At 67.8% G+C, this 21,387-nt stretch carries 5 protein-coding genes and 1 pseudogene; 1 reads left to right on the top strand and 5 read right to left on the bottom strand.

Annotation, left to right across the window (positions count from 1 at the left end; translation table 11 throughout):
• Nucleotides 1-206: 206 nt before the first annotated feature.
• Nucleotides 207-2,036 (top strand): substrate-binding domain-containing protein, encoded by a 1,830-nt coding sequence (locus S2M10_RS17180; RefSeq protein WP_168847155.1) that lies wholly within the window; start codon nt 207-209, stop codon nt 2,034-2,036.
• 207 nt (nt 2,037-2,243) lie between these two features.
• Here S2M10_RS17180 and S2M10_RS17185 read toward each other — a convergent pair whose 3' ends face one another.
• The 5 genes and pseudogenes from S2M10_RS17185 to S2M10_RS17205 form a co-directional block, all read right to left on the bottom strand.
• Nucleotides 2,244-3,854 carry a Hint domain-containing protein gene (locus S2M10_RS17185; protein WP_168847156.1) on the bottom strand — a complete coding sequence of 537 codons (1,611 nt, stop codon included), beginning with the start codon at nt 3,852-3,854 and terminating at the stop codon, nt 2,244-2,246.
• Between the two features lie 120 nt (nt 3,855-3,974).
• On the bottom strand, nt 3,975-5,843 hold the full coding sequence (locus tag S2M10_RS17190; RefSeq protein ID WP_168847157.1) for a tetratricopeptide repeat-containing sulfotransferase family protein: 1,869 nt from the start codon (nt 5,841-5,843) through the stop codon (nt 3,975-3,977).
• Nucleotides 5,844-5,919: 76 nt separating this feature from the next.
• On the bottom strand, nt 5,920-18,957 hold the full coding sequence (locus tag S2M10_RS17195) for a filamentous haemagglutinin family protein (RefSeq protein ID WP_168847158.1): 13,038 nt from the start codon (nt 18,955-18,957) through the stop codon (nt 5,920-5,922).
• A 112-nt stretch (nt 18,958-19,069) separates the two neighbouring features.
• Entirely contained in the window at nt 19,070-20,884 is a 1,815-nt protein-coding gene (locus S2M10_RS17200) for a putative porin (RefSeq protein ID WP_168847159.1), read from the bottom strand.
• A 28-nt stretch (nt 20,885-20,912) separates the two neighbouring features.
• Nucleotides 20,913-21,387, bottom strand: a pseudogene (locus tag S2M10_RS17205) (hypothetical protein); the annotation flags it as partial.

The following is a 21,387-nucleotide window of genomic DNA, read 5'->3' on the forward strand; positions in this document are numbered from 1 at the left end:
GGTTTCACAAGCCGCAGATAACGAGCATATTTTGTCTATTGTCCGGATGAACAGAATATATCTGTGCATTGCGGAAGGACATGTGTGCTCCACAAAAGGAAACGAGAATGTTTCGACCGGATATCCTTGAGGATTTGCGGGCGAAGCCTTCTGCGTGCCCGAAGACGATGTTGCGTGGAAACGTTCAACCGAACAGGAGACTCACGATGACGCGTTTCAAGACTGCGCTCTTCCTGGCGACCGCCAGCGGCGCCCTGATCGCCTCGGCCGCCCAGGCCCAGACCAACATCGCGGCCCCGGCCAGCAACGACGGCGAAGCCGTCCTGCACGGCGCGGGCGCGACCTCGATCCAGAACGTGCTGGTGCAGGAACTGAACTGCATCGGCGGCAACAACCCGCTGGGCCTGATCGCCGGCACCACCACCGTGATCGCCGAGCCGACCAACCTACCGATCACCTCGGGCGGCACCTTCAACTGCAGCACGCAGCAGCTCGAGCCGAACTTCTCGGCCAAATATGTCGCCTCGGGTTCGGGCTTCGGCAAGACCGCCTGGTCGACCGCGTCGGGCAGCAATCCCTTCACCGGCACCAACGTCAATCCGTTCGGCACCTGGACCAGCATCCAGTACGCCTTCTCGGACTCGAACGTCTCGTCGACCGAGCTGACCAACTACACCAACAACGTCTCGGGCACCGCCGGTCCGGCCGTGTTCTTCCCGATGTACGTGCTGCCGGTCGCGGTCGCCTATAACCCCACCTACGGCACCAACACCTCGAACGCCGCGATGAACTTCAACGTCGTGTCGCCGAAGACCATCCTGGGCGTCGCCGCGGGCGGCCTGCAGCTCAACGCCAGCACCTATTGCAAGATCTTCAACGGCTACATCACCAACTGGAACGACGCGGAAATCACCGCCGACAATGGCGGCACGCCGCTGTTCGACACGACCAACGACACCTCGGCCCGCTGGACCAGCGAAGGCGCGCCGATCCGTCTGGTCGGCCGCGTCGATCGTTCGGGCACGACCGATCTGTTCAGCCGCCACCTCGCGACGATCTGCTCGCGCTCGGGCGTGCTGGCGTCGGGCCAGACCAACAAGTTCACCCAGAACGCCGAAACCCTGCCCTATAGCCGCGGTGTCGCCGGCACGCCGGACTTCACCTCGGTCCGTTCGGACACGGGCCTCAGCGCCAGCTCCTCGGCGACGACCGCGGGCACGATCAATTCGGTCAGCAACACCTACTTCATCAGCACCGCCTCGGGCTTCGGCAGCGTCGCCGGCGGCACCTCGGCGACTCCGGTCGTCGTCGGCGGCAAGGTGAACGGGTCGGGCCTGTTCCTCGTCGCCAACGGCAGCGGCGGCGTCACCAACGCGATCAACTATGCGCCGGACTATGTCGCGCCGTCGGGCGTGAAGCTGAACGGCAAGATCGGCTATATCGGCTCGGACTTCGTCGCCCCGGCGCCGAACGCCACGCTGTTCTCCGCGGCGCTCAAGGGCAGCGCGGGCGCCAGCGCCAATGCGGCCGACTATAAGATGCCGAGCGCCACGGAAGGCACGACCGCTGTCGCGAACAGCGCGCTCCCGCCGCAGACCAACGCGTTCGGCTCGTACAGCGCCAGCGATACCAGCCGCGGCCTGCGCAACAACCCGCAGGCTTGGACCAGCGCGCTCTATGCCGGCACCTCGACGCTGGCCGCGCCGGCGACCGGCTATCCGATCACCGGCACCACGCAGTTCGCCGGCTATAGCTGCTACAAGGCGGGCAATGCCGATGCGATCCGCAACTTCATCGGCTGGACAGTACTGACGATCACGACCGACTCGACCGGCACCAGCCGCGCCGGCATCCTCAACACGAACGGTGCCACCACTGCGGCTTCCGGCCTGCTCGCCCGCTCGAACATCGGCGTGATGCCGACCATCTGGCGGAACGCGATCAACCAGTCGTTCCTCAGCGGCAGCGACGGGCTGGGCCTGCAGATCCGCAGCGTCGCCGCCGGCGGCGTTTGCTCGGGCCTGACCGGCCGCTGATCGCCGTTCAGACCAACCAACTGCACGACCACCTGGCCCCCGGCGCAAGCCGGGGGCCATTTTTCGTTTCCGCCGCTGGTCGTCGCCGGGCGATACGCGGTGCCCGCTAGCGCCCCGCTCCATAAAGAAAGCGGCCCCGACTTGCGTCGGGACCGCCTTCTTCCTGTCGCTGCCGGCCCCGGCAGCTTATTCCAAGGGTCCGTTGCCTCACGCCACGACGCGGAGCGCGGGCGCCGGGCGCACCCAGCTGGGCGCGACCATGGCCAGTGCGACTTCGATCATCGCCGGTGCGGCCAGGGCATGATGCAGCTGCGCGGCGCCATCGGTCCAGCGCCAGCCCAGCGCCTCGTGGCGCTCGGCCGGGTAGAAGCCCGCGCCGAACATCGGCGCGTCCAGATCCACCGCCGCCCCGTCGATGCGCAGCTCGGCCACCGCGACCCCCAGCTGGCGCCCGTCGCCCAGCCCGGGGACCAGCTGCGCCAGCACGCCGTGATTCGAACGCAGCACCAGTGCCCGGGCCGCGGGCACCAGGAACCAGAAACGGTTGCCCTCTTCATGCACCGGCATGATCGCGGTGCCGTCGGCCTCGATCCGCAGATTGGCCGCTTCGCTTCGCGTCCAGCCCAGTTGCTCGGCCCGCGCATGCAGCCGCAGCTGCAGGGCGGTGAGCTGGGGCCCGGCGGCGACCAGCGGCGCACAGGCATGGTCCCAGCTCTTCGGATCGAGCCGGCCATGCAGATCGGTGAAGCCCGCCGCGTTGGCGAAGCTCGTGCGGTTGCCGTCGTCGAGATAGCTTTCGCAGGGCAGCCCCTCGGCCAGCAGCACGTCGTGACTTTCCAGCTCGACGTGGAAATAGCGGATCTGGTCGACCGCCTCCTGCACGATCGTCGCGCCGTTGACCAGGTTGCCCACCGGCACCAGCACGCCGTCGACGAACACCGCATGGCCGGGGGACAACCGCACCTCGCGCGCGGGCATGCCCGGGCCGAAGGCATGGGCGGTGACCCGCACCGGCTGAACCTCCCACGGGCGCGGATGGCGATCGGGCCGGCTCAGCATCTGGCCGATCCACTGCACGGGGCGCAGCGCACCCGAGGCGGTCCGCACCAGCTGCCCTTGGGCGAGATCCTCGACCGCGGCCATGCCGTCCGCCGTCTCGATCCGGGTGCCCTCGGCGAAACATACCGCTGCCTGGAAGGCATTGATGTCCTGAGCCCGGTTGCCGAAAGCGAGCGGTGTGCCTGCGGGCCTGTTGACGTCCGAATAGATCGGCAAGGTATCGAGGCTCAACACATAGGCCCCGCCATTGGCAGCAAAAACCAGATCGTTCGTCGTTATCGCGGTCGGATTAGTGGGGTCAGCAACAACCCGGCCCAGCAGTATCGACCGGCCATCCTCGCCGAAACCACGAATCTCGAAGGTGTAAGCGCCGCCGAATGAAATGCGGCCGAAGACCGGGGGTGCGTACAAGCCATCAGCGGTGGTGAAGCCCGCCGTGTAGGAACTGTCGACGATCTGGATCGCGCCGGGATCGTTAAGGCCAAGCACGCTTGAACCATCAGCCGTGCCATAGATGACCGGACGACCACGCAAATAGGTGCCGTCGAACCCAAAATCGGGGTTGCCGACTGCCCATGCGTATGCTGGCTGTAATGGATCGGGTATAGACTGGGCTGCAAAAGTACCGGGCAGAACACCGATATTGTCCGCGTCGAAGACCACGCCGTTCAGAACGGAAATGTCGAACGGATTGGCGGCGGCAGCGGCGAAGGCGCTGGGGGCTGCCGTGGGGCCGTTCGGATCAGTAGGTCCACTCATGATGATTCTCCCTTGTCTGACGATGGTGCAGAAACGAGGCCAGGCGACGAACAGGCGTCCCGCCGCGATGGCCGGCATTGAGAAGCGAGGCGGCCGCCCGCCGCGCGGGGCGCAGCGGCCTCACGCATCGGTCTCGACCGCATAGCCGAGCCGTTCGATCGCGGGTGCCAGCACCGGCACCACCGGGGCCAGATGCCGGCGGTAATGACGGTGGCGATAGACCGAGCGATCGTAGAGCTTCTCGGTCACCTGCGCGTAGCTGGCGGTGCGGGCGTAGCGCGCATTTTCGTGGAAGGAGAGCGTCGCCGCATCGAACGGCGCGCCGATAAAGGCCAGCGCCGCGCGCACCGTACGCTCCGGGTCGGCGACCAGATCCTCGTAGCGCACCGCATGATAGCGCAGCCCCGGGAGCACCGCGCGATAATGGGCGATCAGCTCGGCGATCAGCGCATAATGGGCGGCGGTGCTGTCCAGCGCGGCGGCGCAGTGGAAGCCATGGGTGAGCGCGTTGGAAAAGACCGACAGCACCACGTCCAGCGGATGCCGCACCAGATGCAGGATCGGCGATTGCGGGAACAGCAGGTGGATAAGCCCGAGATGCGTCTCGTTGAGCGGCATCTTGTCGGTGAACCAGCGCTTCGACGGATCAAGCGCCCCGATCTGCGCGGCTTCGTTCAGATACTGGTCGCGCATCGAATCGATGAAGCCGGCACGGTCCCCCAGCCACAATTCGCTCAGCGACTTCGGATAGGCGCCGGGGCTGCCCAGCAGGCGCGGCGAGTGATCGGCGAGCTGGCCGATGAGCGGCAGTTCGTCGCCGGCAGCGATGTCCGGATGGGCGCTCAGCATCTGTTCGAGCAGCGTCGTGCCGGACCGAGGAAAGCCGATGATGAAGATCGGCTGGGGGCCGTCGCTGCGCACCCCGGCCCGGGGCAGCATCCGCGTGCGGCTGGGGGAGAAGAAGGCGCGCAGATCTTCCACCAGCGCGCGGACCTGCTCGGCCGGATAGTGCTGGCCCGTACGCTCGAGCAGCTGCTTCTTGAAGGTCGCGAAGGCGTCGAACGCTTCGTCGTGGCGACCGAGCGAATCGAGGATATGCCCTTCCTGCAGCAGGTCGCGGTCGGCCGTGTCGGCCTGCTGGAGCAGGTCCAGCGCGAGCTCGGGCTGGTTGCGGCGGCGGAGCAGCGTCGCGCGGGCGGCAGCGATGCCGGGATTGCCGGGCGCGACCTCGGCCGCGCGATCGAGCAGGGCGGCGGCGGCGTCGAACTGGCGGTCCGCCTCCTCCAGCCGCCCCCATTCCAGCAGCAGGCGCAGATCCTTGGGCCAGCGCGCGTCCAGGCTTTGGTGCAGGGCGCGCGCCTCGTCGATCCGGCCCTGGCCGCGCAGCGCGATCGCGAGCAGCGCCTGCACCTCGCCGATCTCGGCGGGCGTCATGCGGCGCGGGGCGATCTCCGCGTCGCCATCGATCTCCAGCGCCTTGCGGAAATGGAACTCGGCGGGCTTGTTGCTGCCGCTGTCCAGGAACGCGGTGCCCATCAGCTTGTGGGCAAGCGGGTCGAGCGGCGCCAGGCGCACCAGCATGCGGGCATGGAACAAGGCGCGGGCGCGATCGCGCTGGGCGAGGAAGAAGCGGACCGCGCGCATGCGGAGCGGGGCGTTGTTCACGTGCAGGCGGGTCGCCCGATCGATCACCGCGGTGGCGGCGCGCACCCGTCCCTCGTCGGCGAGGAGGTGGAACAGGCTGCCGAGCGCGACATGGTGGCCGGGGTCGATCGCCAGCAGCGCCAGCGCCGCCGCCCGGATTGCCTCGCGGTCCTCGCGGGTCGAGACCTCGGCCAGCAGCGCGGCGGCGGCGTCGACCTCCGGCCCCGCCACCGGGGGCACCGGATGGGCGAGGCCGCAGCAATGGTCCCCGCGCAGACCCGATCCGCACGCGCAGGCGTCCGCATGGGTTCCCGCGTCCTGGCGCACATCCTCCGCGACGTTCATCTTTGCTCCCCTTCCCCCACCACATGCGGCAATGCCGCGGCCCTGTTCATTCTCCTCCCCCCCGACAGCCGGTGCGCTATTGCGCGCAATCCGGGTCGTCGCTGCTGCCGCCCGGCGGGCAGACGCCGTCGGTGACCGGGCCGAGCACCTTGACCGTGATGATCGAGCGCTGGTCGCCCTGCTCCGGCGCTCGCGATGCGTCGCGCACCAGCGCGCGGATGTCCCGCGACGGATCCACGACGGGCGCGACGACGACGTTGGCAGTCCCCGCGGGCACACCGGTGATCGCACCGGCCGCCTTGAAATTGTCCGCGTTCGCCACCCGCGCGGCTGCGACCACGACATTGCCGGAAGCGCGCACGCCCGCATCGCCGGCATCCACCGTCCCGACCGGCGCGATCAGGATGACGTCCGCGGCGGGATCCTCCGGGGAAGCCTTGAAGGTGCCGATGCCGGCACCGGCGACGCTGCCGGCGCTGTTGACTTCGGCATTGCCGTCATTGTCCAACCGCACTGTGACCGGCGGGAAGCTGGAGGCGCTCTTCGGCCCCTGCCCGGCCGCGAGGTCGCCATTCGACGACCAGAGGGTGATGTTGCCGCCGCGCTGGGTGAACACCCGGCTCTGGTTGAGGGTGACGTCGCCATCGGTGAAGGCGTTGATCGATCCTCCCTGGAGCGTCAGGATGCCCTCATAGCCGAGCGGCACCGAGGTAATGGCGCGACTATTGTATCCGCTCACCACCCCCTGCCCGGCGTAGAGCAGGCTGCTGCTTGGGAAGGGACTGAACCCGGTTTCGCGCCGATTGGGCTGGTCGGCGGTGCGGATCGTCGAGCCGGCGATGAGGTCGCCGCCCGGACCCAGGATCGAGACGTTGCCGCCCTGCGCCGTCTGGATCGTCGCCAGCCGCAGGTCGAGATCGCCGGTATGCACCTTGGTCGCCGCCGCTGGCTGGCCGTTCACCAGCGCACGCACCGGTTCGCCGAGCGGATGGTCGGGCGTAACGGTGGCGGGGTCTACCGTATAGCCGGCGAGGTTGTCCGTATAGCCCAGCCGGGTCGGGAACAGCATCTGGAGCGCGCGATATCCGCGGACATATTGCTGGTAGGACGGCCCGCTCGGTACGCCTACGGCGGCGATCTCGCCGAACAACAGGCCGTTGATCAGGAAGTCCTGCTGACGCAGCGGATCGACTTTCGCGAAGGCCGCATACAGCGCGGCCCCCTTGCCATAGGCCGCGTCGGCGAGCGCCGCATCGCTCGTGAAGGGCTGCGCGCCGAATACCTCAACAAAGGCGTCCCGCGCATGGTCGCGCAGCCATGTCGCCAGTTTCGCGAGATAGACCGGCCGCGTCCGATCCGGCTGGAGGTTGCCGAACGCGTCGGTGGCCTGGACGAAGAGGTCGCCGTCCAGCTTCGCGAAGTTGGCGGGATTCAGATAGGTGTCGCGCAGCGCCGCATAATCCGCGCCCTGCGTCATGCCGAACCGGACGCTCACGTCCGCACCCTGCGTGCCGAGCCAAGGGTTCAGATCATTGCCCACGGTACGCACGCCGCCGCCGAAGCTGTAGAGCTGTCCGTCTTCACGGCCCAGCACATTGGCCGAGCTCATGAAGGGGCCGATATTGCCGCCTGCCTCGACGATCAGCGTGCCCGGCCCGCCTAGGATGAAGTTGTTCGATTGAACATAGGGCAGCAACCCCGCGCTCACCACGCCGCTGATGTCGCCGCCCGCCCGAATGCGGGTGATATCGGCGGCGGCCAAGTGCTGCCCTTGGAAGAAGAGGTTGGTGATGCCGCCCCCTGCCGTGACGCGCGCCTGCTTTGGCAGGAACAATGCGGCGTTCACCAGATCCTGGTTGGTGTAGATGCGGATCGGCTGGGAATCGTTCTGATGGGTCAGCCCTTGGCTGTGCTGGTAGCGAAGCTCGCCGTCCGACGTCTGCGGCGAAACGATGGGCAGACGGTACGGCACGATCTCACGGCTGATCGCCCAGGCACCGCCAATCAGGCCCGGATCGACGTCGCTCATCGCCAGCGAGAGGTTGGTGATGTCGCGCTGGCTGAACAGGTTGAGCTGCCCCGTGACCGACGGGTAGAGCATCTGCGCCGTGGCGGCATTGCCGATCGACACGGTGTCCGCCAGCGAGCTTAGCGTCAGGCTAGGCGGCAACACCTGCACATAGGCTGTCGGGTTGGAAGAGATGTCGGGCCAGAGCTGCGTCTGGATGCCATAGGCGGTCGGGTATCCCGAGGCGCTTTCGGTGATCCCGACCGCACCGTTCGCCTGGAGCGAGACCGACGCCGAGGGACTGAAAAAGCCGGCCGCCGCCGCGTTGGCGTCTCGGAAAGCGTTGGCGAGGACAGCAATGTCGCCGGTGACATCCTGTATCGGACCGGATTGGACGCCAAGCGCCGAAACGCTGTTGAGCGTCGCTGATCCTCCCGCAAAGAGGCGCACCGTCGCGTCGCTCAGCCGAACCCGTAGATGTGCCGGATCGTTCGAAATCCTGGCGAGCTCGGTGCCCCATGCTGCAATGTCCCTGCCCGTCACGATGTTGGCCGCGCCCGAGGCGATGTCGAAGCGGCCGGCGAGCAGGTCGCGCCCGGCGCTTACCGAAAGGTCGCCGCTGCCGAAGGTCAGCATCGTCTTGGATCCGCCCGCCAGCGTCGTCGTGATGCCGCTGTTGAGCGCGATCGTGAGGTCCACGATGTCGCGCCCGGCCTGCACGCGGACATCCCCGCCGGCCAGCGCGCCGACTCCGGAGGTGAAATACCGCGCCGCAAGCCCCACCTCGGTGTCTGCGCCGATACTGCCCACCCGCCAGAGCTGGGTGGACGTTCCGACCGTGTCGGGCAGCTTGCCGATGGCTGCCCCGACGGCATTGTCGGTCCAGTTTTCCCGCCGCGCCAGCACGTCCATCCCGGCATCCAGGCGCACATCCCCGCCGCCGCGTGCCAGCACCGCCAGCGTGTTCGTCAAGGCGGTTGGGGTGGGTACGAAGGTACGACTGGTAAGAGCGTTCGCAAGATAGGGGCTGTCCGGCTGCAGTGTCAGCACCGCCCCGGTGCCGATCACGCGCCCTGACAGCGGGACGCTCGCCACGCGCACCCCCGCCGTGTAGAGCGCGGCGGCGCCGAACTGACCCGCACCCAGGAAACTCGGCTGGCTGGCAAGCGTACCGTTGATCTGGCGATATTCGGCCGTCGCCGTGCCCTGCAGGTCGATATTGCCCGCCGCCGCGACCGAAATATTGCCGTCGCCCGAGCGGACATAGCTGCGCACATAAGCCTGGTCGGCACCGGCGTAACTGGTCAGCGCCGGTGACAGCGGTGCCGGATAGCCGCTGCGCCGGCTCGCCAACCCCGCCTGGAAGGTCGTCTCGAAGCTCTGCAGGAAGGCTACCACGTCCGAAAGCGGCGCGATGATGCCCGTGGCGTTCGACGGGCTGCTACCTACCAGCCGGTAGGACTTTCCGGCGAACCAGGCGAGCGCCGCCGTCCTTGCGTCGGCACCGAGGCCGGTGGTGCTGCCCCAGCTGAGCTGGGTATAGGCGTCGGGCGACAGCTGGTTCAGCCCGCCCACGGTGTCGGACTGGCTAAACGTGTCCCCCAAGGCGAAGCGGACCGTCGAACCAGCGGTGGGCAGATAGGCGAGTTGCAACGCGCCGGCAAAGCTGGTCGTGCCCCGCGTGGCCGTGAGGCCGTAGCCATATTCCCCCGACACGGTAACCGCAGAGGGCGTACCGCGATCAACCTGAAGCGGGTTCGCCGACAGTGCCGCGCCCGCGCCGCCCGCCAGTCGCACATCGGACGAATGCATCGCGACATTGCCGTCGAGCAGCGGGAAGAGTTCCGCGAAACCAAGCGCATTCTGCCCGCTCCCCCCTCCCGCGGCGCCGTTACCGGCAATCGCGAGCGGCGCGGCAGCGCCCGCCGCCGCCGGCGCGACGATGGTGGCCAGCGTGATGGTGATCGCGCCCAGGCTGGCCGGCGGCGTCGTGCCGGGATAGTCCTGATAGGACGCCACCGTCCCGCAATTGCCGGTCGAACCGCACTGAAGCCGCAGCGCGGGCGGCGTCGCCCGGTCCCCGCCGCCCAGCTGATAGCTGACATAGGCGGGGTCGGAGAGGTCGCGGAAGGTGAAGAACCCGTCCGAAATGCTGCGGTCGATGGTGAGATTGCCGCCAGCGCGCAGTGTGACCACCGGCGCCTCGCCCCGCGCTGCACCGCCCACCCGGTAGAGGAAACTCGCATGACGATCGAGCAGCTCGCCTTCGCGACCCGCCACAACTGTGTAACGAGTCTGGCTCGCGGTGCTCAGTTCCGCGTTGCGAACGAGATCGCCCGCCGCCACCGCTGCCTGGAGCTGCGCATCGGAGAAGCTGGCCGCCGCCAGATTCCACGCGCTGCTGGTCTTGATCGCGCCGGCGGCAACCAGTTCCACCCCGGGGCGAAGACGAACGCCGCCCAGATCGCTGCCGTCAACCGCCGACACCGCGAAGTTGCGGATGAACCGCACCATCGATCGGCCGCCGTCGGCCAGCTGGAAATCCTGTGTAAAGGGGTTGAACTTGCCGCCGCTATTGCTGCTGTCCGCGCCGAAATCGAGCAGGATCGTGCCATCGGTCGCTGCCGTTATTCCGGCATAGAGACCGCTGCTGAGCATAGTATCCAGATTGTACCGCGTGAAGCCTTCCAGCTGCACCGTGTCGGCACCCTGGATGCTGCCGTGCAGACCCACTGCCACCTTGTCGCCGGCGGCGCCGATCACCGGCGCGCGCAACGTCACGCTGCCGCCCGCATCGGCCTCGGCATAGCGGTACACGGTCACCCGCGCGCCGGTGGCGGCATCGGTGATCGTCTCCGGCACCAGCCGCGTCCCGGGCTGCCCAGCCGCCAGCGCTGCCTGGGTCCGTCGCGCACCCGCGTCGATCACTGCGCCCGTCGCGATGGACAGGCTTGCGGTGTCGCGCCCGATCCCGATCGTCACGTCGCCGGCATGGGCGACGCGGCTGTCGGTATCGGCATAGCCGCTCGTGTGCGTATCGAGCCGGGCTCCCGCGAGCAGGCTCACGCCGTCGGCGCCCCACAGCGCGATGTCGCCGCCATTGACCCGCACCTTGGCCGCATCGCTGGCGCTGAGACCCGCAAGGCTCGTGCCGGAGGTGTCGATCGTGCCGCCGATCCGCACCGTCCCGCCATCGGCGGTCAGCGCGACATTGCCCGCCTTGAGGGTCTGGCCCGCGTCCAGTGCGAGGTCTCCGATGCCCGTGCGGATCGCCAGATCGCCGCCGAACAGCGTGCCGTAGCGTGCGACAAAGCCGGCGAGGTCGAACCCACCGGTGCCGCTGTCGAGCGTGAGCGACGCCGTGCGGCTGCCGCTCACGCCGCCATTGAGCGCCGCGGCCAGCTCCACCGTGCCGCGACTGGCCAGCAGGTTGAGCATGCCCGCCGTGCCGGCGCCGCTGTCGACCACCAGCCTGCTCGCCGCATCGATGCGGATGCCGCCGCCGGCGGACAGCAGGTTGAGCGTCCCGCCATTGGCGGCAATCGTCACCGGATCGTCCTTGTCGCCGAATGTCGCAAGATAGCCAGGGGTCTGCAAGCTTGCGCCGGTCAGGCGGATGTCGCCGGCCGACTGGATGTCAATCACCCCGGCGGTTGCGCGGATCAAGGCGCCGTCGATGCTGACGGTAGCGACCCGCGCATCGCTGGCGCCGATGCCGATGCGGGCACCAGGGGTCGCATTGCCGATCGGCGTCGCGGCAAGGTTGGTTCCCGTCGCGCGAAGCGAGAAGTCGCCGCTGGTCAGGAAGCTATATTCCGGGCGTACCACCTGCGTCCGCGGATCGGAGACCGCCGATCGATCGGTAAGGAAGGGAGCGACCAGCCGAAGGGCCGCGGAACCGCTGCCGAAGCTGCCCTTGTCGTCGACGTACAGGCCGTCCCGCCCGGTCAGCGTCACGCCGCCGGAGAACCCCGCCGCACGCACTGCGCCCGCGCCGAAACCAATTGTGCTGGCATCGATCGTCAGACTGGCACCGGCGCCGCAGAACCCGGTGACCGCGCAACCGTCCGTTGCGGCCAGCTTGTTGCGCAACGTCACGTTGCCGGCGATGAGCTGCAGCGTGTCGCCCGGCGCCGCATCGGCTGTCAGCGCGATGCTCGCGCTGTCGAGCACCAGGTCGTTGAAACGGTGTGCCCCCGCCGAGAAGCGGATCGCCCCTGCGGAGCGGATCGTCAGCTGCCGGGCCTCGCCCAGCTTGGCCTCCAGCCCGGCGCCGACCACGCCCGGCGCGTCCGCCGCGGTCGGCGAAGCGTCGAACCGGATGGCCGCACCGCTGATCGCAGCGCGAGTGGCGGTGATGCTGGCGGCATCGGAAACGGCGAACGTGCCGCTCGAATCCAGTGCTACGCTGTCGCCGCGCAGCGTCGCTGCACCGATCTGCAGCGTCGAACCGCCGCTGCCCGTGCGGTTGACCAGCCGCTCGCCGCCCACCGCGACCCGCAGCAGCGAGCCCCCGGTCGTCGCCTTGTAATCGCCGCTGCTCTCTGCGCCCAGCGTTCCGCTCGCGGTGATGCTCGCGCTGTCCGCAACGCTGAGCATAGATCCCGCGCCGCTGACGCCCAGGAGCAGCTCGGCACCGCGCAGACTGGCGCCGCTGCCGATCGAAAGGGACTGCGCGGTCAGCGTCAGCTGCGTGCTGCCGTCGCTGGCGCTGCCGCGGAGACCACCGATCAACAGGCTGGGGGCATTGAGGTTGTTGAGCGCCGTGTCGGTCAGGCGCAGCGTGCCCGCCGGGGTGTTGCCGGCATCCTCGGCGGCGACAATCGCAATGTTCGTGCCGGTGATGTCGAACTGCCCGGCCTGCCCGCCCGTTGCCGGCCTGGTATCGAACAAACCGGCGATCCGCAGTTCGGTCAATGGGCTCAACACCACACGTGCGGCATCCAGGGGCGCACGCGATCGCGCCACGCCGTTCCGGGTCGCCGCATCGACGAGCGTTGCGGTGCCGCTTACCGGCTGGATGGTCGAAAACTTGGCGAAGACGTCCTTGGACTGAACGGTGAACGAATGCCGCGTCGATTCGGAGATGCCGTTGCCCGCAAAGCCATAGCGTCCGCCGACGACGATCGACCCATCGAGCAGCGTGGTGCTCTGCGACGGGACCGGGGCGCCGATGTCGCTGTTCTCGACGACGCGGAGCGCGCCGGGAATGACCGCCGCATATTTTGCCGGGAGCAGAAGATACTCGCCGGCAGCAAGCCCTGGCGCGGAATCGAGGATGACGGTCCGCCCAGCGCCGCTGCCATAAAGATCGACCGGCCCTGCAGCGCCATAGTCTGCCGAGAGCACCGGATCGAAGCCGGCCTTTGCATTGGCCTGCGACATCGGCACCAGCGCGAAGACCTGGCGCTGGTCCGCATATTGATAACCGAGGCCCGTCGCCGGATCGAAGCCGTTGGCACTGAATTCGTCGCGGTTGAAGCGATCGAGCACGTCACGCGATCCACCGACGCCAGGCTGGAACTGATAGCCGACGACGTCGCCCCCACCGCGTCCGACGAAGGTGGCGCCGGCATCCTGCACGATCGATCCGGCCGCAAGCCGCAATGCGCCGGACGGCATCGCGGTGATTGGCCTCGGTTGCGTCGGGAAATAATACTCGTTCTTGTCGGTCGTGCTGCCATAGGGGACCGTCAGCCCCTCGCCGGAGACGATCGTGGTGCTCCCCGAGCCGAAGCGGACCGTGTTGGTCCAGCTGGCACCCAGCTCGAGCAGGCCGAGCGGCGCGGCGAGATAGCCGTTCTGCACGATGTCGCGCGCGGCCAGTACGAGGTGCGACCCGGCGGAGAGCGGCGTCGGCACATTGGCCTGCACATAGCTGCTGCCCACCGTGAGCGTGCCGCCTGCAAGCACCGTATAGGCCGCGGTGGCAAAGCCATTCGTGCTGCCTTCCAGCAGCGCCTGCAAATTGCCAGCGCCAGTGGCAGCATAGGTACGATAGGCATCGAAGCTGAGGTTGTTTCCCGCCTGCACGCCACCGCTGTAGACGTTGATCAGGTTGGAGAGCCCGCTCCTGTCGGCAACGCCGACAAACCGGATGTCGCCCGGCGTCTTGAAGGCGAGAGTGCCGATCGAATCATCGAAGCGGATGCCGCCCGTGAAATCAATCCCCGCCGCGCCGCCGCCGAAAAAGACAGTGGCATCGCCGGTGCCGCGCGTCGGCGCGACGTCCGCCGTCGTATTCAGCCGGTTGCGGCTGGCGAACTGCACCGCGCCCGCGAACACGGCGGCGCTGGTCCCCTGCGTCGCCCGCACGGTGACGTTCGCGTCCGGTGCATTGAGGACGGCCAGGGGATCAGAGGACGTGACCGCAAAGCGCTTGCGCAGCGAAAGCACGAAATTGCCGTCCAGCGTGAGCCCGCCCCGCGCGACGACCGTGTCGAAGCCGCTGCGACCGATCATATCGGTGGACAGATAGTCGGCGGCGCCGGCAGTCGCGCTGCCGAGCACCGGTCGCAGCCATTCGAGCGTACCGCCCTCCGCCTCCGCCGCGCCCCCCTTTGCAAGGATCGCCGTCGTGCCGAGCGTACCGCCGCCGAGCGCTGAGATTGTGCCGGCCGCACTCCACTCCCGATAGGGTGCATACAGGCCGCCCGTGAGGGCCTGGTCATATACCGCGCTCGCACCGCCGATGTTCACGGCCGCGCGGTCGTCGCGGATCAAGGTGCTGCCACGGTCGGTTGCGACGGTCACGCCGAATGACGTACGTCCGACCAGGGTACCTGCAGCGAGCGAGATCGACCCGCCATCGAGCACCCGGCCCGCCCGCAATTGCGCGCCGGCCACCGCCCGCGCGCGTGGATCGAACAGCGCGACGCCGGAAAGATCGGTCTGGCTGCCCGCCGCGAGCACCATGCCTTGGTCGGCGTCGAGGCGGCCGAGGAAATAGACGAGGCGGTCTTCCCCGCGAAGCGACACCAGTTCGGCGTTGGTGAGCACGCGCTGCCCCAGGGCGTCCCGGACGGCCGCGGCATTGAGCGCGCTCGCACTGAACCCGCTCTGCGCACCGGCAGCCCCGCCGAACGCATCGCCGAGCCCCTGCCCGCCAAGATCCACGTCGCGTACCCCGAGGCCAGTCGCGATCACGTCCGCCGTGAGATCGTTGCGCTGGCGGATCGTGCCGCCGCGCAAGACGATGCTACCGGCGTTATAGAGCTTGTCGGCCGTAATGCTGGCCTGCGGCGCCCCGATGATCGCGCCGCCCGCCATCACGTCCAGTTCGGTGAGCCCGCTCAGCACCAGATGCGCCGCGCGCCGGTCCCAGTCGGCGGCCGGCGCGATCGGCGCCATACCCGGCTGGTCCAGCAGGCGGGCGCCGGTGGCGAGGCCGCGCAGATCGCGGGCCTGATCCACCGTCAGGATCGAAGGCAGCACGCGCTGGGTCAGATCGAGGGTCTCCCCCGCCCCGATCATGAAGCGGCTCGTTTCAAGCAAGGCGGATTTGGCGCCGGGATCATTGGCGAACAGACCGTCGACGATACGGGACCGATTGCTCGTCAGGCTGAGCGTGCCGAACCCAGTCTTGGCGAGGAAATCGAGCCCGATATGCGTGCTGCCGTCCCGCGTGTCCGAGCCGAAGCCGATGTCGGGCGCGGTCAGGGCGAAGGTGCCGCCGCCCGCAAAGCCGAAGCCGGTGATTGTTGCGCCGGACAGATCGACAGTGGACCGTGCAACCGGTGCCGTCCCGATCGACGGACCATAGGTGTCGAACGGGTAGCTGAGGATCGGGGCTTCGGGATTGTTCCACGTCGCCAACAGCGAAGCATAGGTCGTCGCGTTGACGATCGACACGTTGCCGCCCTTGCCGTCGAGACGCAACGCGCCCGCCGGAGTGACATAGCCGCCGGCACTGACATCCAGGCCGCCGCGGACGAGGATGCTGCCGCTTAGATCGACGGCGCGGGCGCCGCTGGATGACGGCAGCGCGACCGACGGAAGAACCTTTCGCGCGCTTGTCAGGCTGATGGTGCCGCCGTCCTGAAAGGCACTGCCAAACGCGCCGTCGCGATCGAGATAGTCGTTTACCCACAGACCAGCCGTGGACAGCGCGCCGGTGACGACAAGGTCGAAGGGGCGGACATCGCCGGGATCCGAGACATAGCCGCCGATGCGGATGTCGTCGCCGCTGCCGTCACCGTAAAGCCCGGCACGAAATGCCGAGCCATTGCTCTGAACCGCAGCCAGACTGGTGCCGAGAACGCCCGCCAATTGCGTTTCGGCGACGATCGTGCCCGAAGGCGCCGAGACCTTGCCATCGAAGCGGATCGTCCGTCCTGCAATGACGCTCAGGGTGCCGCCGGGCGTCAGCTGGACATCGCTGGCCGCGGTGACGGCGACGATGTCACGTCCCGCCATCGACGATAGCTGATTGCCGGCGAAGGTGACGGAACCGGCCGCCGTCAGGCTCAGTGCCGCCAGCCCGGCATTGTTCAGCATCGTATCGCTGAGCAGCAGCTCCGATCCATCGGCCTCGGCAGCGCCGCGCACGCCATGATATACGATCGTGTCGCCGTACGAGAGGATCGACAGACCGGCGCCCGAGGGCAGATCGAATTTGCTGCGCTGAAGGAGGCGGGTGTCGCCGGCGATTGCGCTCTTCAGCGCCGGGCGAACGCTGCCCAAAATCTGCCGCGCACCGGCAAAGGCGTTACCGAAGACGCTGCCGTCCATCGTCGCCGCCATGGTGGCGATGCTGAGCACCCCCGCGTCGCGGCCCTCGTCGTAGCTGGCTTCGTAGCGTGTGCTCTGCGACGCGGCGGTCAGATAATTGCGAACGACGCCGAACCGCGGCTGCACCGTCGTCAGCCCGTCGACCACGCCGACGAACTTGTCGTTGGGGTCGGCATCGGCGATGTCGACGATGCGGCCGTCGTCGGTGAGCAGCCGGCTCGTCCGCACCGTGCCGCCGGCATAATGGATCCATCCGCCCGACACATCGATCAGCGCGTCGCGCGCGATATGTATGGCAGGGGCATCTGCCGCGGCGATGCTCCGATCCGCGACCGGTATCCGGGTGGTGCCGAGGTGCACCGTACCGCCCTTGGTCATCAAGTCGGAAACGGATGCGGGTATCTGGCTGGCAAGCGCACCGCCCTGGATCAACGGCGATCCCACCCAGGCGACACCGTCGTCGCGTACGCCGGAAACGCGCGAATCAAGGTACAGCGTCGCCCCGTTCAAGCTGAAATTGTCGCCCACCGCCACTTCGCGATAATTGGGCGTATCGCTGAGTTCGTTGCGCTTGACCGGCGTCACCGCGATGATGTTGTCGGCCACCTCGTGCTGCACGTCCTTCAAGCCGGACACGTCGATCACGGCGCCCTTCAGAACGTCGATCCTGCTTGTCAGTATGCCGAAGAAGCTACCGCCCGTTGGGTCGGCCGACGCACTGCCGACCCGCACGTCGGCGTTCGGCGCATAGAGCATTGTATTGGTGCCCATGCTGAAGCTGCCCGCCATGATCTGGCCGAACAGCGACGGCGACCCGGCGGGCGGTCGGAACGCCGTCCCCACCACGATCTGCGACGATTTGAACGCCGGCGGCTGGGCGGTGCTGCCCTGTGGAATCGTTTCGCCGGTCAGGTCCGGCAGGATCGCCAATCCTGCGGCACGGCTGGGATCATCGCTGCCGCCGAGCGTGACCGTACCGGCCAGCAACTCGATCTTGCCGTTGCGCGAAACGCTGGTGGTCGCTTCCAGATAGCCGTCGATATCGATTGCGCCAAAGGTTGCGGTGCCGAGCGATAGATAGCCGCGCTGCGAACGGATGACGCCGTCGACATGGATGTTGCCGTCGCCCGGCCCCGGCACATATTGGGAGATATCCGCCGGCATTTCCACCTGATAGGTGACCAGTTTGTATCCCCGCACATAAGGATCGGGGTCGCTGTTGGCGCCGCCAGATGGCTGAAACGGAATGATGCGCCCGGCCTGCAGGCTCACTTGTCCGTCCACCGCCGAGATTGCGCCGCTGACCGAGATCCTGGGCGCCGTGACCATCACGAACCCGGCCGTGCCGGCGGTGATCTGCGCGCCCCGGTCGACAACGATGTCGCCCTCCAGCGGATTGGCATAGGTGACGCTGGTGTCGGTGACCTTGCGCATTTGGGCCGAGACCAGCACGCCCGGGCCACTCGGATCCGTTGTCGCATTCAGGCTGAGCACGCCGTTGCCCTGGCCGAACAGTCCCGCGCTGAGAAAGGCGCGGTTGCGCTCCGCGACGCTGAGCGGCTGCAGCTTGGACTGCGCGTCCTTCTGCCAGCCATTGCCCAGTTCCAGCGTGCTGGCGAGCAGCGAATGCGTATTGATCTGGCTCTTTGCACCGAAGATGATGCCGGCCTGGTTCAGCACCACCACGGTGCCGTCTGCCTTCATGTTACCGAGGATCAGGCTGGGGTTCACACCATTGGTGACGCGGTTCACCGCCACCCAGTCGGCCTTGGCGACGCCGTTCTGCTTCTGGTTGAACTGCAGTGTGGTGTTCTGACCGACGTTGAAGCTGTTCCAGGAGAGCAGCGCCCGATCCTGCTTCTGGTCGATCGACACGACGGTGCGGCCGTCCACCACCGTCTGGGTCGGCAGGCCCGCGCCTTCCCAGGTGTTCAGGCCCGTCGCGTCGTTGGCGGCCGACACGCTGACGAGCAGAGCGTTGGCGCGATTGGTGTCGCCGGCCGCGCCGGCGGCGGCAGCCTGGCGGACCGCTTCGATCGGATCAAGCCCGTCGGCGGTGAGCCCGTCGCCCGCGCCGGAGCGCGCGATCACCTGCCGCAGCGCGCTGGCATAGGCGCGAATCTGGGTCACGCGCGCCTGACTGGATTGCTGTCGCGCGAGCGCCGCCTGCATCGTCGGCGAGCGCGTTGGCGTTGCCTGGCCCGCCGATGCCGTTTCGGGCCGGGGCGCGCGCGCGCCACCGCCGAGCAGCGCGGCGGCGGTCTGCGCCTGCGCCGGAAGCGCGCCGAGCCCAGCCGCCAGCGTCGCGGCGCTGACCCCCAGCAGGAACATGGCACGGCGGCGACGGCGCGCAAGCGGCGCACTGCGAACGATCATCGGGAAACTCCGATCAGGGTGCGATTGGAACAGGGACAGGCGTGGCGGCGCGCTGCGGCGTGGCAGCGCGCCGCCCCAGCGAGGGGCGGGACCGGGAGCGATCCCGGACGCATCAGAAAGCGACGCCGAGGTCGAGGTGCAGCACGTCGATCGCGAGCGGCGGCCCCGACACCTGATTGGAGCTCAGCCAGCGGCCGCCGAGCGTCACATGCTCGAACGGTGCCCAAGCGCCACCGATGAAATAGCCCTTGGCGTTGGTGCCGCCGAGATGGAAATCGGAATCGGTGAAGCTGTCGAGCGTCGCGTCGCTCTGGAGATATTTGTACGCCAGATTGACGGCCCAGGCACCCTTGCGCGCGCGCCGCGGGTTGACCGAGAACAGCGCCGGATCGCCAATAGAGAAGTAGGCTCCGAAGCCGTCATTGCCGCCCACGAACCGCGCCGGGTTGGTCCTGTCGCAGGCGCCCTGGAGCGGGTTGCTCGGGTCGGTCAGCACGACATTGTTGAGCGGCTGGGTGTCGGCGCCCTCCTTGCAGAGGTTCTTCGGATCATAGCCGAAATTGTGCAGATAGGCGCCGGTGAGCTGCGCGATGATGTGATCGGAAATCGGCAAGCTCACCGTGCCGTTCACGTCCAGAACGCGATAGGCGAATTTGAGCCCGAGGAACTGCGGCTGCGACGGATTGGCGGGATCGTCCGGCCGGCGGAAATCGAAGCGGCGCAGGAACATGAACGTGTTCCCCTTGGTCGCGTAGAGCGGCCGCAGCGCATCGGTCGAGCATTCGACATTGTTGGCCGAATAGACGTCGCACGGCTCCGAGATGTGGCCACGCATGTAAGTGAAATTATGATAGCCCGCGCTGAGATCGACCTTCAGGCCGTTACCAAAGGTCTTGGCGAGCTCGAGCTGGCCGGAAAACAGATAGCGATCGCGGAAATTGCGTTTGTTGATCGCGGTCGAGGGATAGTTGATGTCCTCATACTCGATCGGGAAGGCGCCGCCGCGTACCTGCACCGAGAACCCGTGATCGCCGATCAACCGACCCAGATCGAGCTGGCCATAGGCGCCGTCCAGCGCCAGATCGGGGTCGAACAGCAGGTCGGTCGTGCGGAAGGGATTGTCGAAGCGACCAACCATGGCGGTTACGCCCGGCACGAGCTCGCCCTTCACATAGGCATTCTGGATCCACAGGTCGCGCTTCCGGAAGCCGCCGGTCAGCGTCGCATTGGTGGAGATCGGCCCCGCATTGTCGCCGCTGGCAAGCTGGAAGCCCAGCTCGAAGCGATCGGCCACCGTCGCAGTCATGTTGATCCGCGCCCGGACCTGAAGGTTGTTGATCTTGTCGCGCGTCGTATTGAGCGATGGCAGCAGGTCGTTCACCGGATCGTATGGCCCCCCGGTATTGAACTGCGGCACGTCGAAGAACGCCTGGGCGTTGTCCTTGCCGAACAGCGCCGAGGCCGAACGGAAGCGGAAGTCCCCGTGGATCTGGAAATTGTTCACCCAGTCCGGCGCAGCCTTGTCGGGGGCCGCCCAGCCTTCAGCCTTGGCCTGCGCCAGCACCTCGGTGCGCAGTTCCTCTCGGATCTTGGCGCGCACCGTTTCGGGAACATAGGGCACGCGAACCGTGCCCGACGGCGGCGGCGGGAGTTCGGACGCCGCCTGCTGCACCGGCGCGACAGCACGCGCCTGAGCGGCGCGGGCCTGGGACGCTTCCGCCTGGGCCTGGGCGAGCAGCGCGTCGCCCTTCTCGCGGGTCAGGATCTTCTGCTCGACCAGCAGGCGCACCAGATTGACCATCGCGCTGTCCGACGGCGCGTCGACCGCCTGCTGCGCGTAGCCCGGCGTCGCCCAGAGCAACGCCAAGGCGGCCACGCCGACGGCGAGGCCCAGCTTGTGCCCACCCGATTTCCCCTGCACGAACATCTACGTCTTCCCCTTTGATCCCGGCACGTCAGAAAGCGCGCCGACCCTGCACGGTGATTTTCTGTGGAAAGGACATTGCCGCCGGGGGCGGGGTGAGCCCGCGCACCGTTTCCAGCAATGCAATGAGTTGCCTGGCCGCCTGCTCGCCTCCGCCGCCGCGACGATCGACGAGCCGGACCCCGGTCACCTGCCCGTCGCCCGTCACGCTAACCGCAAGATCGGCAGAGAAGATCAGCCGGCGCAGCTTGTCGTCGCGTCGCACCCGTTCCTGCAGCGTGCTGGTCAGATAGTCGGTATAGACGGCCACCGACATGCCGCCCCCGCCGACGCCGCACGGGGGCGCGAGGCAGGTGCCGGTGCTGGCGGGCGATCCCCTGCCCCCGCCCGTACCGGATGCCATGCCGTAGCTATCCGTCCCGGCCTCGGCCGGCGCGTTGATCTGCATCGCCGAGGCGACGGGTGCCGACGCGGCCTTGGTCGGTTGTGCCTCGGCCGGGCTCGGC

Source organism: Sphingomonas sp. S2M10 (assembly GCF_012650175.1).
GTDB lineage: Bacteria > Pseudomonadota > Alphaproteobacteria > Sphingomonadales > Sphingomonadaceae > Sphingomonas.

Excerpts from the sequence above, each read along its gene's own strand:
- S2M10_RS17180 (WP_168847155.1), top strand. The coding sequence starts at position 207 with ATGACGCGTTTCAAGACTGCGCTCTTCCTGGCGACCGCCAGCGGCGCC.
- S2M10_RS17185 (WP_168847156.1), bottom strand. The coding sequence starts at position 3,854 with ATGAGTGGACCTACTGATCCGAACGGCCCCACGGCAGCCCCCAGCGCC.
- S2M10_RS17190 (WP_168847157.1), bottom strand. The coding sequence starts at position 5,843 with ATGAACGTCGCGGAGGATGTGCGCCAGGACGCGGGAACCCATGCGGAC.
- S2M10_RS17195 (WP_168847158.1), bottom strand. The coding sequence starts at position 18,957 with ATGATCGTTCGCAGTGCGCCGCTTGCGCGCCGTCGCCGCCGTGCCATG.
- S2M10_RS17200 (WP_168847159.1), bottom strand. The coding sequence starts at position 20,884 with ATGTTCGTGCAGGGGAAATCGGGTGGGCACAAGCTGGGCCTCGCCGTC.